Below are 14,856 nucleotides of genomic sequence, written 5' to 3'. Positions count from 1 at the left end.
TTTCAAATTGAAAAATTACGTGAAATATTTGTCATGCTGAGCATGTCGAAGCATCTCAAATTATTAATTGTTTTGATTCAAACAATTAAACATATAATGAATAATTTATTAGTTAAATTTGCTCATTACCACATTTAAAAAAATTATCAAATTAGATATGGAAGCATACGTAAAATCAGATATACAAAATGGAATTGGTACAATTGAATTCTTTCACCCGCAAAGTAATTCAATGCCAGGTTCTCAATTAAGAAATTTAGCAACAGAAATTGAAAAATTAGGAAACGATGACGAAGTAAAAGTTATTGTTTTAAAAAGTGCTGGAGATAGAACATTCTGTGCTGGTGCATCTTTTGACGAATTAATTTCAATCAAAGATCGTGAAACTGGTCTAGAATTTTTCTCAGGATTTGCACATGTTATCAACGCAATTCGCAAAGCACCAAAATTTGTTTTAGCACGTATTCAAGGTAAAGCAGTCGGAGGTGGAGTTGGAATTGCTTCGGCAGCAGATTATACTTTTGCAACAGAATTTGCATCTGTAAAGTTATCAGAATTAGCAGTAGGTATCGGACCGTTTGTAGTTGGACCTGCTGTAGAACGTAAAGTTGGAAATTCTGCTTTTACACAAATGGCGATTAATGCAACTGAATTTCAGTCGGCTGAATGGGCTAAAGAAAAAGGTTTGTATGCAGAAGTTTATGCAAATGCAGTTGAAATGGATGAAGGAATTGATATTTTAGCTAAAAAATTAGCTAATTCTAATCCAGAAGCAATGAAACATTTAAAACGTGTTTCTTGGGAAGGAACAGAAAATTGGGATGAGTTATTAATTGAGCGTGCCAAAATTTCGGGTGAATTAGTTTTATCAGAATTTACGATTAACGCGATTAACAAATTCAAAGCAAAATAAGAATACAATATAGTTTATAAAAAAATCCACTTCAAAATGAAGTGGATTTTTATTTATAATTTAAAATACTTGTCTTTATAATATTTACTTTTCTTTACATATAAAATATCTTTTTCTGGATTGAGAATTAGATTGAAACGTTTAATCAAATCGCCACCCATAATATTTTTGTGTTGAATTTTTATTGTACTATCAAAAAATGACATTGGTACATTTTTGAATGTATGCTTCGCTAATTCAAAATCAGGTAAAATTGATTTTTTGGAAAGAATTACATTTCCAGCAGCATCACTTAGTTTAGATTCTCCAATAATTTCAAATTTTTCTAATAATTTATATTCTTTCGCAAAATCATCCGAAATCATCAAAGCACCAGAAAAACCTGTGTGAATCATAAATTCTGTTTCAACCGGTTTTTTGTCAATGAATGGAAAAGCTTTTATATACAGCGTTTCTTGAGAATATCTCGAATTTAATTTTGTATACTTTTTTAGTTTGGTAGGAGCTATATCATAGACAAATAATTTATTCTCATCAAAATTGATTTCTAAATATTTTCCTTCGAAAAACTTCAAACCTATTTTTCCATCGCTTTCATGCCCAGATTGTTTATCGATAAAAATCGGAATTTTGCTAAACTCTTCATTACCAAATTTAATTACGTTGTTTTGACTCATTTTCATATCCGAATATCCCGCCCAAGATGTCACATTGTTTAAGGTATCAGAAATCGAAATAGATTTCATTTTTTTATACGAATCTTCAATAATCGTAATATAATCAGAGCCTGTATGTAACATCAATTGCACCGTATCTTTTTGATTGATGATAACTGGTACTAAAATATTATTGTATTTTGTTAATCGAAATGGAATCTCTTTTACGATATTCTGCCCGAAAATAGTAATTGAAATAATAGTAAAAAGTAAAGTGAAAATTGTCTTTTTCATTTAGTTGTATTGTTTCATTAAAAGTAAACTAATTTGCAGAAATGATTAATATACTATAATTAAAAATTTTCCTTTTAAATTTGCAGTATGGGAGTAGCTGAATTATTACTAAAACGCAAACAAGAATTGATCGAAAAAAATAAAACTGAAGGTTTAGCTTTTCGAGAAGAGTATAAATTGAAAGAAGGTGTAACCGAAACCGAAAGTGGATTATTGTATGAAGTAATCACATTGGGAGAAGGAGTAAAACCAACTTTGTCCGATACAGTTTTGTGTCATTATCATGGAACAAATATCAACGGAGAAGTTTTTGATAGCTCAGTTCAACGCAAGAAACCTGCTGCTTTTCCTTTGGAAAATGTAATAAAAGGTTGGGCAGAAGGAGTACAATTAATGTCAGTTGGAAGTAAATTTAGATTTGTTGTAAAACCAGAAATAGGTTACAAAGATCGCGAAATTTCAAAAGAATTAGGACCTTATTCTACCATGATCTTTGAAGTAGAGTTGATGGGGATTTTATAAAATATTAAAAAACAAAAACCTCCAAATTTTGGAGGTTTTTTTATGCTTAATTTTTTGCGTTATTGCGACGTTTTTTCTTTAAACGATTCGTTTGAACTAATTGTTTATGTTTTGGATCTTTTAATTTATCCACTAAAACTTGTAAATGATTTTCTTCTTTTTTTGCCTTTTTAGCCATTTTTCTTGGTTTTAAATTTGATTTAAATTAATCATTATTCCTCAAGTAGTCAAACTTATTTATTTAATTATAAAATATTTAACGTTTATTTTTTAGGTTTGTCACTCATATAAAAAATGATTTTTCCGCCATTAACAATATCAAAATGATTCAAATTAAAAGATGAAAAACTCTTTCCGTTCAACTCTATTTTATGGATGTAAACATTCTTCTTCGATTGATTTTTCACTTCAATTTCAAATTGTTTTCCATTCTCTAAATTCAATATAGCATGATCTACCAAAGGACTCCCAATTGCGTAATCTGTCGATCCTTGCTGAACAGGATAAAAACCTAAAGCACTAAAAATATACCATGCACTCATTTGTCCAGTATCATCATTTCCACCCAAACCATCAGGCGTTGGCTTGTATTGCATATCCAAAATCATTCTGATTTTTTCTTGTGTTTTCCACGCTTGTCCCGCCCAATTATACAAATACGCAACGTGGTGTGCCGGCTCATTTCCATGAACATAACCTCCAATTATTCCTTCACGCGTAATGTCTTCTGTTTCCGCAAAATATTCGTCAGGCAAATGCATCGTAAATAATTTGTCCAATTTTGCTCCAAACTTCTTTTTTCCACCCATTGCTTCAATTAATCCATTTGGATTTTGAGGAACAAAAAAGCTAAAATTCCACGAATTTCCTTCAATAAAACCTTGTCCATGTGTATTCAATGGATCAAATTCTTTCTTGAAACTTCCATCCGCTAATCGAGGACGCATAAATCCAATCGAAACATCATAATTATTTTTCCAATTCTCAGAACGCTTCATAAATGTTTCATATACATCCATTCGATTCAATTTTTTTGCAGCTTGCGCAATCGACCAATCATCGAAAGCATATTCTAACGTATTCGAAATTGATGTACCATTTTTCTCAGCTGGAATATAACCTTTGTCGATATAATCGCCAATTCCTTCATAATCACGTTTATTTGCCGTAACAATACACGCGTCCAAAGCAGCATTTGCATCTTCGTTATAAACACCTTTTACAATCGCATCTGCAACAACTGTAACAGAATGATAGCCGCTCATACACCAGTTTTCGTTGGCATAATGCGACCAAATTGGCAACATTTTTATTGGATTTTGCTCATAATGTTTCATCATCGATTTTACCATGTCATTGTTGCGTTTTGGTTGAATGATATTGAACAACGGATGCAGTGCACGATAGGTATCCCAAAGTGAAAAAGTGGTGTAATTTGTAAAATCTTTGGCTTGATGAATTTCTTGATCCAAACCTTTGTACTGCCCATTCACATCCATATAAGTTGTCGGATTGATGAAGGTATGATACATCGCTGTATAGAAATTTATTTTATCATTTTCTGAAGCTTTAATCTGAATTCGATTCAATTCCTTGTTCCAATTTTCTTTTGCTTCGTTACGCACTTGTTCAAAATTCCAATGTGGAATTTCTGTTGTCAGATTTTCTAACGCATTGGTTTGACTGACTGGAGAAATCGCAAATTTGATTTTTACTTTTTCATCTTTTTCTGTATCAAAATCGAAATACATTTTGATCTTTTTTCCTTCGATTAATGGAAAATTCTGAGTTTCGTTCCATTTACGCCAAAAACCTTTGTAATCAACTTGTCCGTCTTCATTTTTCTGTCCATAATTTTTAAATGGTTTTGAAAAAGTCATCGCAAAATAAACCGTTCTATTTCTTGCCCAACCTCGTGTTTGTCTATAACCCGTAATCAATGTGTCATTCACCACGCGAACATACGTCCATGTATTTTTGTCATCATAATTATAAATTCCAGCATTCAAATCCAAAATAATATGCGAATCAATCGATTTTGGAAATGTATATTGATGAAAACCAACTCGAGTAGAAGCGGTCATTTCTGCCCAAATATTATAATCATCCAATTTGACTTTGTAATATCCAGTTTCGGCAGTTTCGTTTTGATGCGAAAATCGAGAACGATAACCGCTATCAGGATTTTGAGCAGTTCCGGGATTTAATTTTAATTTTCCAACGGTTGGCATAATTAAGAAATCACCCAAATCAGAATGTCCTGTTCCATTAAAATGTGTATGACTAAATCCAGTTATTGTTTTATCTTCAAAACGATAACCCGCACAATAATCATAAACTTTTGGATTGTATTTGTGGTTGATAGCATAAGGAATAGAATCTGTTTCTGGGCTTAATTGAACAGCGCCAAAAGGAACAGTTGCGCCAGGGAAAGTATGTCCCATTTTTTCTGTTCCAATCATGGGATTGACATATTTTACTAAATTCTGTTGCTGCGCAAAAGCAAGAGAATTGAGTGAAAGTAGAGCGATTACTAATTTTGTTTGCATCGATTTTTAAGTATTAATTTGAATAAAGTTAAACAAATCGAGCATAAAAAAAGGAAAGCTTTTTAACTTTCCTTTCGAATCTTTATTTTTTATAAAATCATTTCGGGAATTTCTCCTTCAATAATTAATTTTCCTTCAGTTGCATTTTTGATGTCTTCCACAGAAATTCCTGGTGCTCGCTCTAATAATTTGAAACCACCTTCTGGTAAAACTTCTAAAACAGCTAATTCAGTAACAATTTTTTTGACACATTTTATTCCTGTTAAAGGAAGTGTACATTCTTTTAGAAGTTTAGATTCTCCTGCTTTGTTCACATGTTGCATGGCTACAATAATATTATCAGCCGAAGCTACTAAATCCATTGCACCGCCCATTCCTTTTACCATTTTTCCAGGAATTTTCCAGTTGGCAATGTCTCCATTCTCCGAAACTTCCATTGCGCCAAGAATTGTTAAATTGATTTTTCGTGCGCGAATCATTCCGAAACTCATCGTCGAATCAAAGAAAGCTGAACCTGGTAAAGTTGTAATCGTTTGTTTACCCGCATTGATAAAATCAGGATCTTCTTCACCATCGATAGGGAAAGGTCCCATTCCTAATAATCCATTTTCTGATTGTAAAACAACATTTACATTTTCGGGAATATAATTAGCAACCAACGTTGGAATTCCGATACCTAAATTCACATAAAATCCGTCTTGTACTTCTTTTGCAATACGTTTTGCAATACCATTTTTATCTAACATTTTCTTTTATGATTTAGGTTGAACAGTTCTATTTTCGATACGTTTCTCGTATTTCGCACCTTGAATAATTCGATTGACATAAACGCCAGGCGTATGAATTTGATTTGGATCTAATTCTCCAATTTCTACCAATTCTTCCACTTCGGCAATCGTAATTTTTCCACACATAGCAGCTGGATGATTGAAATTTGCTGTTGCACCACGGAAAACTAAATTCCCCGCTGTATCACCTTTCCACGCTTTTACAATTGCAAAATCAGGCTCGAAAGCATATTCTAACAAATATTCTTTTTCGATTCCGTGAAAGGTAAATTTTCTGATTTCTTTTCCTTCAGCGACTTCAGTTCCAACTCCAGCAGGCGTAAAAATTGCAGGCATTCCATAACCAGCAGCCATTAAGCGAGTAGCTAAAGTTCCTTGCGGAATCAATTCAACCTCTAATTCACCTGAAAGCATTTGACGTTCAAATTCTGCATTTTCTCCAACATAAGAAGAAATCATTTTTTTGATTTGTCGTCCTTGTAATAATAATCCTAAACCAAAATCGTCTACACCTGCATTGTTACTAATACACGTAAGGTTATTGATTTTTTTGTCTACCAATCCTTGAATCAAGTTTTCAGGAATTCCAGAAAGTCCAAAGCCTCCAACAGCAAGCGTCATTCCGCTTTCTACGCCTTGTAGCGCTTCTTCGATGCTGTTTACTTTTTTGTTTATCATTTTTGTTGTGTTTGATCAAATATAATTCTAATGTTAAAGATAAATAAAAACCATTCATATTTCAATTAACCTACAAAAATCTTAGGTTAACCTCTTAAATTTAGATAACAAAATATCGATATATACTTTTGTTTAGAAGATTATATGAGGACATGATAAAGTTGTGCAAGGCTGAGAATCGAAATTTATTTGAAAATAAATTTATTAGGATAAATGCTTTAAATGATACAAATCCGATTTTGGATTTTGCTTTTATTGATGATGTTGCGTTAAGCGGAATGGGTACTTATCAAAAAGTAATTAAAGAAAGTGGTTATATTATTTTAATGCCTTTATTGAATAATATTCGCTTGAATATGAATGGTTTTAATTGGAAAATTGAAGTCAATCAATCATTTGTTTATTACTTAGAAAAAGGAACTATAATAGAAATAGAAGGCGATTTGAGCCACGATTTTTCTTATTTCTATGCGTTATTCATCGTAAAAGAAAAACAGCAAATAGCTAAAATGATTGTTCCAATTGATTTGGATAGAGAGAATCGTTTAGAGAAAATAATCCGACATGATTTGTTTAATGTTTTTTTAGGAAAATTTGACTTGAGAAAAGAATCTGAATTACCATTCAAAAGAAACGAAAGAAGTTGGTTAATCATTTCTTTGACAGGTATTTTTGAAGTTCACAATCGTTTAATAGAATCAAGAGATTTATTACAAATAAGATCTGATGAGAATGTTGAATTTGAATCGTTGAGCGAAAATTCTTTGTTAATGGTAATTGATTACTAATGTTAAAAATACTTAACAAAATGGAAAGAAAAGATTTTATAAAAAATAGTTTAGGATTATTAGGAGCAAGTTTAATTGTTCCAAAAGTGTTGATGAGTTGCAAAGATTCTACTGTTGTAAATGATTGTGAAGTATGGGCCTCTGAAACAGAAGGTCCATTTCCTACAAAAAAGCCAGAAGATTTTTTATCAAAAAATATAAAAGGCGATCGAACAGGAGTAGAGGCGACAATCAAAATTAATGTAACCAATGTTGATGAAAGCTGTCAACCTTTAATAGACGCGATTGTTGATATTTGGCATTGTGATAAAGATGGAAATTATTCGCAATATGGCGGAATACGAATGCAACCAACCGATTATAAATCGTATAAATTTTTGAGAGGTAGACAAGTAACCGATGAAAATGGAAATGTTGAATTTAATTCTATTTTCCCAGGTTGGTACGAAAGTCGCGCAACGCATATCCATGTTCATATTTACGATCAGAAAGGAAAATCATTAAAAGTGACTCAAATCGCTTTTCCAGAAGGTGAAAATTCTGTTGTAGAAATTGTAAATTCAGCCAAAGAATATGGTTATACAAAAGGTTTGAATGGCTAAACGTACAATGAGAATGACAATGTTTTTACAGATGATACAGACGGAAATCAATTGGCAAAAGTGAGCGGAAGTTTAGAAAAAGGATATACAATTGAGGCAGATATTGTAATTTCTACAGAAAATATAGAGAAAGCAAAAGAGCCGATGGGCGGAGGGCCAGGAATGCCTCCACCTCCAGATGGAATGCCTCCTTTTGATAGAAAACCAAAAGATGAAAACAATTAAAAAAGTTCAGTTTGCTTATCGTTTAGTGATTGATGCTTCGACAACGTCAATTTGGGAGAAATATGTTTTTCATGCGACGTACAAAGAGTATTATTTGCAAGAGTAACTTTTTCAACAAGAAACGCATAAAGTAGAAACTTTTCGAGAATTGTTGCGCCAAAATAAAAAAGCAGAGCAATTGCATTATTTGGTAGGAATGGCGACTATTCCGTATATCGAACAATTGGAAGGAAATTTGTATCAAATCACAGATAATTTGAACAAAATCCACCTTAATTTTGTAGATTTCGAGTTGGATATTATAAATTCATCTAATCAAAATCACATAAATCACAAGGTTGCGCTTACGTTTTATACCAAACAATATTTCTATTTTGGAGAAGTGAACAATCATTATTTAATTTCTTCGGATGAAGAATTAAAAACTAATATCAAAACATTGATGATTCCAAATAGACAACATTTTTCTATTGTTTCAATTGAATTAGAAGATGAATAAAGTAAAAATTACTAAGAGAGAAATCGTTATTTTCAGCATAGTTTCAATTATTTTTCTGTTGATTCCATTTATTGCTGCGCCAAATTTTTCGAGCGATCAATCTATTTTCAAAACAGGTTTTTTCAAGCGAATGCTTTTCGAAAATATCTTGTTGTTAGTGTTCTTTTTGGTGAATTATTTTGTGTTAATTCCAAAATTATATTTTCAGAAACGTTATTTTTTCTACATCATTATTCTCATCATTTTCTTTTTTGTAGTGTATAAAGTTCCAGAATTTGCGTTTCATTTTAACAAAGTTCCACCAAAAGCTCCGCCTTTTAATCGTTTTGAGCCTCGAAAACCGCCTCGCGATTTTATGATGTGGAGTCCGAAAATTATTATGTTTTCGATGATGGCGATTGTTTCGCTTTTTATACGTCAAAATAAACGTTTTCAGGAAATGAAAAATGAGAAACATTTGTCTGAAATTGCTTATTTGAGAGCACAAATTAATCCTCATTTTTTGTTCAATACGTTGAATAATATTTATGCTTTAACGCTTCAAAAATCTGATTCTGCTTCGGATGCGGTGATGAAATTATCCAAAATGATGCGATTTGTGGTTTCGGATTCTTCCAAAGATTTTGTGCCGTTGCAACAAGATTTAGATTATATCAAGAATTATATTGAGTTGCAAAAATTGAGATTAACGCACAAAGAATCTGTTATTTTTGAGGTTGAAGGAAATCCTGCGGATTTAAGAATTTCACCATTAATTTTAATTAATTTTATCGAAAATGCATTCAAATATGGCGTAATTGATGAAGATTCGCAACCCGTTATTATTTCGATAAAAATTGAGCAACAAACATTATTTTTAAACGTAGAAAATACCATTTCGGAAGAGGTAAATCTTGAAACTGAAAAAAGTGAAATTGGTTTGAAAAATACGAAAAAGAGATTAGATTATTTTTATACAAATCATTATAAATTAGCTATTCATAATGATTTATCTAAATTTATTGTTGAACTAAAAATTTTCTTGAATGATTAAAGTAATTGCGATAGATGACGAGCCTTTAGCATTAATGGTAATCGAAAATTATTGTTCGAGAAATGAACATGTCGAGTTAGTGAAAACATTCTCAAATTTGAAAGATGCACAGAAATATATCAATCAATTTCCAATCGATTTGATGTTTTTGGATATTCAGATTTCGCGTACGAATGGAATGGAATTTTACAAAAATTTAGAAAAGAAAATTCCTGTTATTTTTACTACGGCTTTTGCAGAATATGCGGTTGATGGTTTTAATGTTGCGGCGATAGATTATTTGTTGAAACCGATAGATTACGATAGATTTGAAGAAGCAGTGAATAAAGCGGTGCTGATTTTGGTGGATAAAAAACTGAATGAAGACAAAGAGTTTTTGACAATTCGAGCTGATTATAAACTGAATAAAATTGCGTACGATGATATCGATTTTATTGAAGGTTTGGACGATTATGTAAAAATTCATCTCGCAAACGGAAAACGAATTACTGCTCGAATATCGATGAAATCTATCTTAGAAAAACTGCCCGATCAACTTTTTGTCCGAGTTCATCGATCTTATATCGTTTCGATAAAAAAAGTGAAATCAATTCAAAATAAAGTCTTATATTTGAAAGACGAAGAAATTCCGATTGGTGAAACGTATAAAAATGTCATTCTAGAATTTTTCAAAATTTAAGAGGTTAAGAAAATGGAAAAAAAAGTGATTAGTCGATTTATCGTAAACATTTTTTTTTCCAATTTTTTTTTAATTCTACTTTCTATCGTGCTCAATATAGAGACGAATATCAAAATTGGTTTACCGTTTAATTCAATTGCGTATTACGCTTTTATTAGCACCATTACCGTATTGTTTTATTTGTATGCCTACAGAATTCCAAAATCTTTAAAATCATCAAGTAATCCAAGAACTCAGTTTTATATTACTCATCGTAAATCTGTTTGTATTTATACCGCTATTTTAGCCGTAATCGCTTTAGTTTCTGGAATTATTTTAGCGATAAATTGTTTACCGAATTACGAAATATTAACTTGGAAATGGTTGGCTGTTTTATTTTTTACGACAGTTTTATCCTTTGGTTATTATGATTTAAAATTAGGAATTTCATTACGTAAAACGATGTTGTTAAAACCATTTTTAATTGGCTGGACTTGGGCGATTACAACCGTTTTTTTACCTGTTTTATTTTTGATGTTGAAGAATGAAACGCATTATGTCATTGATGCAAAATTCTATTTTCTATTTTCTCAAACCTTTATGTATTGCGTTGTGAATGCGATTTTGTTTGATTTGAAAGATTATGAAGATGATAGCAACCGAAATTTAAAAACCTTTGTTGTAAAATATGGTTATCATTTTACGTTAAACCGCATTATTTTACCCTTAATATTTCTAGGATTTTTGAGTTTTGTAATCTTCGGAATATGTTATGGATTACCACTTCACCGCATATTGTTTATGTTAATTCCGATTGTTTTTTTAGCTATTTTCGCCTTTAAACTCAATCGTCCAAAAGCCATTTTATATTATTTAATTGCGATTGATGGAATGATTTTGTTGAAAGCAATTTGTGGAATTTTAAGCGTAATTTTATTCGAATAATGAATTACAATTTTATTGCGCCATATTATCATTCGTTGAGCCAGTTGATTTTTTTAAATCGTCAACATCAAGCTCATTTTGTGATTTTAAAATATTTGAAAAAGAATGATAAAATCTTGTGGGTTGGAGGAGGAGCGGGAAAATTTATCGCTGAAATAGAAAAGTTAAATCTAAAATTGGATATAGATTATGTTGATTTTTCTTCGAAAATGATTGATTTAGCGAAAATAGAAAAAACGTCGAATTTAAATATAAATTTTATTGTTGCGGATATTTTTGATTTCGAAACGGATAAAAAATATGATGTGGTGATGACTACTTTTTTGTTTGATCATTTTAATCAATCCAAAGCAGAAGAATTATTTAGTCAATTAAATTCGTATTTGAAAGTAGGAGGTTTGTGGTTTTATGTTGATTTTGTACAAAATCAGAAAGGTTGGCAAAAAAGTGTGACGAATGTGATGTTGAGCTTTTTTAGAATTGTTATTGGTTTGGATATTTCTCAATTGCCTAAAATGTATCAAAGTTTTCTACCCAATTTTAAAATCGTCGAACACAAATTCTTTTTCAAGAAATATATAGAAAGTATCGTTTATCAAAAGAAATAAAAAAAGCGATTCAATTTATTGAATCGCTTTTATTTTACATATAATCGGTGTCTAATTTACCTTTTTTGAACTGAATGATATTCATTTTATTCATTGCCCAAATGCATGGATACATTGGATCGAATTCCCATTTCTTAACTGCGAAATTAGGACGTCCGCCAAATTTATGGTGATTGTTATGTAAACATTCTCCCCACATTAACCAGTCAATCGGCATCAAGTTTGTCGAAGTATCTCCAACATCGTAATTACGGTAACCTAATTTGTGTGAAAACCAGTTGATGATTACACCATGTAGTGGGCTCATCAAAACTTGCATCGGAATGAATACAAAATACGTCCAAAGTGGAGCGTCAACAGCAACATAAATTAATATGTAAATGATTACCCAAGCTAAACGTACAGCATTATTTCCAGCAAATCTATCCCAAGAACGCCAAGAAGGAACACCTTTTTTGAATTTTTCTAAAACTTGTGTTTTATCGTGGTCAATTTCGTTGTAAACAATACGAGTTCTCCACATCATCGCAAAGAAATTTGGATCATATTGTGGCGAATGTGGATCCTTTTCTGTGTCTGCATACGCGTGGTGATGTCTGTGCATAACCCCGTATGTATAGGGACTTAGATAAGATGAACCTTGAAAAATCCACGCTAAAACGTGAAATATTTTTTCCCAAGCTCTTGACATCGTAAACATTGCATGTGATGCATATCGGTGATGAAAAAAAGTTTGGAAAAATAAAGAAGCATACCAATGTATAACAAAGATAATGATTACTGCTGTCATTACTAATTTTAAATTTTTACAAATATAATCGCTAGGATTGTGAATTCCACTAATTAAAATCATAGAACTCATAAAATTATTGATTATTTATAATGAAAAAATTTAATTTTTAATAGACTTTAATCAAATAAATTATCCATTTGTTAGTAAGGTTTTTACGTGTAAATATTTAATACTAAATGCATTGATTAAATAAATGTTAAAGTTACACACCTAAATAAGCAATTATTTCTCTTGCAATTGCTGCACCAGCTCTATTTGCACCCATTGAATGGGCAAGCCTTCTCTCACACGTTTATCTACAATTGCTACGGCTTCTTGCCCTAATTCTTCGGTGAATTTGTTATCTCTAAAATCGAGTGATCTTCTTTTTACCTATGTTGCATCGGTAGCTTTTGAGATTTCGTCTAATAATTGAACGACTTCCAATCACAACGATATCAACTTTGTAAAATAGTTCTGAATGATTCATTTTATAAAGCTAATTAAAAGTATTTGTAAAGTCATGTAAAGAAATCGTTTTATTTGGTTTTCTTCTGAATGCGATATGTAAATAGTGAAACTTTACATCCCCAAAGTTTTAGAATTTGAATTGCTTGTAAATGATTATCTTTTTCTTTTACAATTAATTGATCGGTAAATGAAGATATAAATTGAGCCCAATAATTGTGTTTAGCATCATTCAATAAAAAGTAGAAACCAGCATCTCCAAATTGTTTTCCGCTCGAATCTAAAATCAATTCATTCTCATGACTGACTCTAGGACTCATAATAACTGTTGCATTGCCTTTTGGTAAAGGAAAAACAGCTTTGATACAGGTTTTGCCAGAAGGAAGTGTACACGTCCCGTAAATTCCCGAATAAATAACTTTACCCGAAGTTTTGAATTTTCTCAACCAAATGGTATAAATAATTTCGTTGTTTTGCGGATGATTTAGTGTGATAATTTCACTTACTAAATCTTCAGATTGCGCGATATTTTTTGTCGGAATATTTAATTGATTAATTCGCTGACTAAATAATCGGTTGACCAAATAACCAAAAAATGAAAAATAAGGATTCCATTTTACATTGAATTCTAAATCATAATTTGCTGTAGATTCATAAAAATCGATCACTTTTTTTGGTAGAATTTCAAGTTGATTATCAGTGAAATTCAATTCATGAATAGATCTTAATAATCCTTTTGAAGTTGAATTTCGAGTGACAATTAAATTTTCATTTTTTGCTAATTGATAAATAAACTCTTCGCCAATTCCGTTCAATTCTCCGAAAGGAGCAATCAACCACGGATAATCTGTAGGATTAATTTTTCTTCCCCAAAGAATCACCCATTGTTGCGTAAACCAATCCTGAAATTTTTGCATTGTAAAAGCTAAATTCATCTAAATATTTTCTTTTTTTGGAAGAAAAGATTCGCAATTATTCCATTGTCCATGTTCAGAAATTGGTTTAAACCGGAGAGTTGTAAATTCAAAATGAAAATCCTTTCGATTACGCTCTTTCATTGCGTTAGCGTGTCTTTTTGGATCAGATATTTTGCTATGTCCATTTACCATATTTGTCATTTCTAATTGAGATTTCCAGATCGAAAATGTCGAAATAATATTGGGATATCGAATAGAAGCCAAAGAAAGTGTTGTGCCTTTGTGATCACGAACTAATTTCTCGACTAGTCTTCCCCAGCGCAGAAAACGAGGAATTTCTGTGTATTTCATTCGCGCAATTGTTACCGCAACAACAGGCTCATTTGTCATATTTACCTCGATATTTTTTGTCGGAATTTGAAAACCAGAAATATTTCCCCATTGTCTCAAAAAATCTAATCGAACATGCCAGCCTTTCGTCAAAAGTTTTCCGTATGAATTGGATTTTAGAAAATTTTCGAGTGATTTTTCATCTTCCCATTGTGCAAATACAATAATAGTTTGATTGAAAATCCTTGTTTTCGAAAAAATGGGCGAACCTAATTTCATTGTGGACATCGTTTCGGAATGTTTCAAACCATTTATTTTATTTGTTTTCAAAGGAAAAAACATCAATTTAAAAGCTTGAAAATAGCTAAGCTTTGCGATATGATACGAGAAAATATTCATCTATGCAAAATACTATTTTAAAAATGAAAAGATGAAGTTGTCATTAAATATTTTGAAAGGAATTTCAAGAAAATTAAATATCAATATATAATGTTCTCTTTACTTAGTTGAGGTAGTTTTCATATTTAATCACTGTTTATAAAAAGATGAAATAATTAGAAACTTCTAATTTGATTGACAATAATTTGTACTGTGGATATCCCCCTGAATTT

18 protein-coding genes are annotated in these 14,856 nt (G+C 31.2%); 10 read left to right on the top strand and 8 right to left on the bottom strand.

The window, feature by feature from the left end; all coding sequences use genetic code 11:
- The first annotated feature begins 157 nt into the window (after positions 1 to 157).
- Complete coding sequence (locus tag B4E59_RS07485) at positions 158 to 913, top strand: enoyl-CoA hydratase/isomerase family protein (RefSeq protein WP_280037666.1); 756 nt, start codon at positions 158 to 160, stop codon at positions 911 to 913.
- 53 nt (positions 914 to 966) lie between these two features.
- On the opposite strand, the gene B4E59_RS07480 is transcribed toward B4E59_RS07485, so the two are convergent.
- Positions 967 to 1,863, bottom strand: a complete 897-nt coding sequence (locus tag B4E59_RS07480) for a pepsin/retropepsin-like aspartic protease family protein (protein WP_291052326.1) — start codon at positions 1,861 to 1,863, stop codon at positions 967 to 969.
- A gap of 87 nt (positions 1,864 to 1,950) precedes the next feature.
- Between B4E59_RS07480 and B4E59_RS07475 the strand changes: the two genes are divergently transcribed.
- Entirely contained in the window at positions 1,951 to 2,385 is a 435-nt protein-coding gene (locus B4E59_RS07475) for an FKBP-type peptidyl-prolyl cis-trans isomerase (protein ID WP_291052323.1), read from the top strand.
- Between the two features lie 46 nt (positions 2,386 to 2,431).
- Here the strand turns inward: B4E59_RS07475 and B4E59_RS07470 are convergent, their stop codons facing one another.
- The 4 genes from B4E59_RS07470 to B4E59_RS07455 form a co-directional block, all read right to left on the bottom strand.
- The gene (locus tag B4E59_RS07470) at positions 2,432 to 2,563 is read right to left on the bottom strand and encodes a hypothetical protein (protein WP_257468234.1); all 132 of its coding nucleotides are present in this window, start codon (positions 2,561 to 2,563) and stop codon (positions 2,432 to 2,434) included.
- A gap of 85 nt (positions 2,564 to 2,648) precedes the next feature.
- Positions 2,649 to 4,934 carry a GH92 family glycosyl hydrolase gene (locus B4E59_RS07465; RefSeq protein ID WP_291047571.1) on the bottom strand — a complete coding sequence of 762 codons (2,286 nt, stop codon included), beginning with the start codon at positions 4,932 to 4,934 and terminating at the stop codon, positions 2,649 to 2,651.
- Between the two features lie 89 nt (positions 4,935 to 5,023).
- On the bottom strand, positions 5,024 to 5,680 hold the full coding sequence (locus B4E59_RS07460) for a 3-oxoacid CoA-transferase subunit B (protein ID WP_219035112.1): 657 nt from the start codon (positions 5,678 to 5,680) through the stop codon (positions 5,024 to 5,026).
- Between the two features lie 6 nt (positions 5,681 to 5,686).
- Complete coding sequence (locus B4E59_RS07455) at positions 5,687 to 6,400, bottom strand: CoA transferase subunit A (protein ID WP_038331757.1); 714 nt, start codon at positions 6,398 to 6,400, stop codon at positions 5,687 to 5,689.
- A gap of 152 nt (positions 6,401 to 6,552) precedes the next feature.
- On the opposite strand from B4E59_RS07455, the gene B4E59_RS07450 reads away from it, so the two are divergent.
- From B4E59_RS07450 to B4E59_RS07415, 8 genes are all read left to right on the top strand, one after another.
- Entirely contained in the window at positions 6,553 to 7,188 is a 636-nt protein-coding gene (locus tag B4E59_RS07450; RefSeq protein ID WP_286496365.1) for a hypothetical protein, read from the top strand.
- A 20-nt stretch (positions 7,189 to 7,208) separates the two neighbouring features.
- Complete coding sequence (locus tag B4E59_RS07445; protein ID WP_291047565.1) at positions 7,209 to 7,790, top strand: dioxygenase family protein; 582 nt, start codon at positions 7,209 to 7,211, stop codon at positions 7,788 to 7,790.
- Positions 7,791 to 7,841: 51 nt separating this feature from the next.
- Positions 7,842 to 8,015: a hypothetical protein gene (locus tag B4E59_RS07440; protein WP_291052320.1), complete on the top strand. Its 174-nt coding sequence runs from the start codon at positions 7,842 to 7,844 to the stop codon at positions 8,013 to 8,015.
- A gap of 148 nt (positions 8,016 to 8,163) precedes the next feature.
- Complete coding sequence (locus B4E59_RS07435; protein ID WP_291052317.1) at positions 8,164 to 8,514, top strand: hypothetical protein; 351 nt, start codon at positions 8,164 to 8,166, stop codon at positions 8,512 to 8,514.
- Positions 8,507 to 9,547 (top strand): sensor histidine kinase, encoded by a 1,041-nt coding sequence (locus B4E59_RS07430; RefSeq protein ID WP_291047559.1) that lies wholly within the window; start codon positions 8,507 to 8,509, stop codon positions 9,545 to 9,547. Before B4E59_RS07435 ends, B4E59_RS07430 begins: the two co-directional genes overlap by 8 nt.
- On the top strand, positions 9,540 to 10,226 hold the full coding sequence (locus tag B4E59_RS07425) for a LytR/AlgR family response regulator transcription factor (protein WP_291047557.1): 687 nt from the start codon (positions 9,540 to 9,542) through the stop codon (positions 10,224 to 10,226). Before B4E59_RS07430 ends, B4E59_RS07425 begins: the two co-directional genes overlap by 8 nt.
- 12 nt (positions 10,227 to 10,238) lie before the next feature.
- A complete protein-coding gene (locus B4E59_RS07420) occupies positions 10,239 to 11,150 on the top strand; it encodes a UbiA prenyltransferase family protein (RefSeq protein ID WP_291052315.1) in 912 nt (303 codons plus the stop codon).
- Positions 11,150 to 11,758, top strand: coding sequence for a class I SAM-dependent methyltransferase (locus tag B4E59_RS07415; protein ID WP_291047553.1), 609 nt, complete (start codon positions 11,150 to 11,152; stop codon positions 11,756 to 11,758). Before B4E59_RS07420 ends, B4E59_RS07415 begins: the two co-directional genes overlap by 1 nt.
- Positions 11,759 to 11,792: 34 nt before the next feature.
- Here B4E59_RS07415 and B4E59_RS07410 read toward each other — a convergent pair whose 3' ends face one another.
- The 3 genes from B4E59_RS07410 to B4E59_RS07400 form a co-directional block, all read right to left on the bottom strand.
- Complete coding sequence (locus B4E59_RS07410; RefSeq protein WP_286496360.1) at positions 11,793 to 12,548, bottom strand: acyl-CoA desaturase; 756 nt, start codon at positions 12,546 to 12,548, stop codon at positions 11,793 to 11,795.
- 521 nt (positions 12,549 to 13,069) lie between these two features.
- Complete coding sequence (locus B4E59_RS07405) at positions 13,070 to 13,933, bottom strand: hypothetical protein (protein WP_219035105.1); 864 nt, start codon at positions 13,931 to 13,933, stop codon at positions 13,070 to 13,072.
- On the bottom strand, positions 13,934 to 14,524 hold the full coding sequence (locus B4E59_RS07400) for a hypothetical protein (RefSeq protein WP_306822325.1): 591 nt from the start codon (positions 14,522 to 14,524) through the stop codon (positions 13,934 to 13,936).
- Between the last annotated feature and the right edge of the window lie 332 nt (positions 14,525 to 14,856).

This window comes from Empedobacter sp. UBA2044 (genome assembly GCF_002333005.1).
Lineage (GTDB): Bacteria > Bacteroidota > Bacteroidia > Flavobacteriales > Weeksellaceae > Empedobacter > Empedobacter falsenii_B.
The sequence above is the reverse complement of the archived record's forward strand: the minus strand, read 5'-3'. Positions and strand labels throughout refer to the sequence as shown.

What these genes read in the sequence shown, in the direction of transcription:
- B4E59_RS07445 (WP_291047565.1), top strand. Translation starts at nt 7,209, where the DNA reads ATGGAAAGAAAAGATTTTATAAAAAATAGTTTAGGATTATTAGGAGCA.
- B4E59_RS07430 (WP_291047559.1), top strand. Translation starts at nt 8,507, where the DNA reads ATGAATAAAGTAAAAATTACTAAGAGAGAAATCGTTATTTTCAGCATA.
- B4E59_RS07480 (WP_291052326.1), bottom strand. Translation starts at nt 1,863, where the DNA reads ATGAAAAAGACAATTTTCACTTTACTTTTTACTATTATTTCAATTACT.
- B4E59_RS07465 (WP_291047571.1), bottom strand. Translation starts at nt 4,934, where the DNA reads ATGCAAACAAAATTAGTAATCGCTCTACTTTCACTCAATTCTCTTGCT.
- B4E59_RS07450 (WP_286496365.1), top strand. Translation starts at nt 6,553, where the DNA reads ATGATAAAGTTGTGCAAGGCTGAGAATCGAAATTTATTTGAAAATAAA.
- B4E59_RS07410 (WP_286496360.1), bottom strand. Translation starts at nt 12,548, where the DNA reads ATGACAGCAGTAATCATTATCTTTGTTATACATTGGTATGCTTCTTTA.
- B4E59_RS07405 (WP_219035105.1), bottom strand. Translation starts at nt 13,933, where the DNA reads ATGAATTTAGCTTTTACAATGCAAAAATTTCAGGATTGGTTTACGCAA.
- B4E59_RS07475 (WP_291052323.1), top strand. Translation starts at nt 1,951, where the DNA reads ATGGGAGTAGCTGAATTATTACTAAAACGCAAACAAGAATTGATCGAA.
- B4E59_RS07420 (WP_291052315.1), top strand. Translation starts at nt 10,239, where the DNA reads ATGGAAAAAAAAGTGATTAGTCGATTTATCGTAAACATTTTTTTTTCC.
- B4E59_RS07425 (WP_291047557.1), top strand. Translation starts at nt 9,540, where the DNA reads ATGATTAAAGTAATTGCGATAGATGACGAGCCTTTAGCATTAATGGTA.
- B4E59_RS07415 (WP_291047553.1), top strand. Translation starts at nt 11,150, where the DNA reads ATGAATTACAATTTTATTGCGCCATATTATCATTCGTTGAGCCAGTTG.
- B4E59_RS07485 (WP_280037666.1), top strand. Translation starts at nt 158, where the DNA reads ATGGAAGCATACGTAAAATCAGATATACAAAATGGAATTGGTACAATT.
- B4E59_RS07400 (WP_306822325.1), bottom strand. Translation starts at nt 14,524, where the DNA reads ATGAAATTAGGTTCGCCCATTTTTTCGAAAACAAGGATTTTCAATCAA.
- B4E59_RS07460 (WP_219035112.1), bottom strand. Translation starts at nt 5,680, where the DNA reads ATGTTAGATAAAAATGGTATTGCAAAACGTATTGCAAAAGAAGTACAA.
- B4E59_RS07455 (WP_038331757.1), bottom strand. Translation starts at nt 6,400, where the DNA reads ATGATAAACAAAAAAGTAAACAGCATCGAAGAAGCGCTACAAGGCGTA.
- B4E59_RS07470 (WP_257468234.1), bottom strand. Translation starts at nt 2,563, where the DNA reads ATGGCTAAAAAGGCAAAAAAAGAAGAAAATCATTTACAAGTTTTAGTG.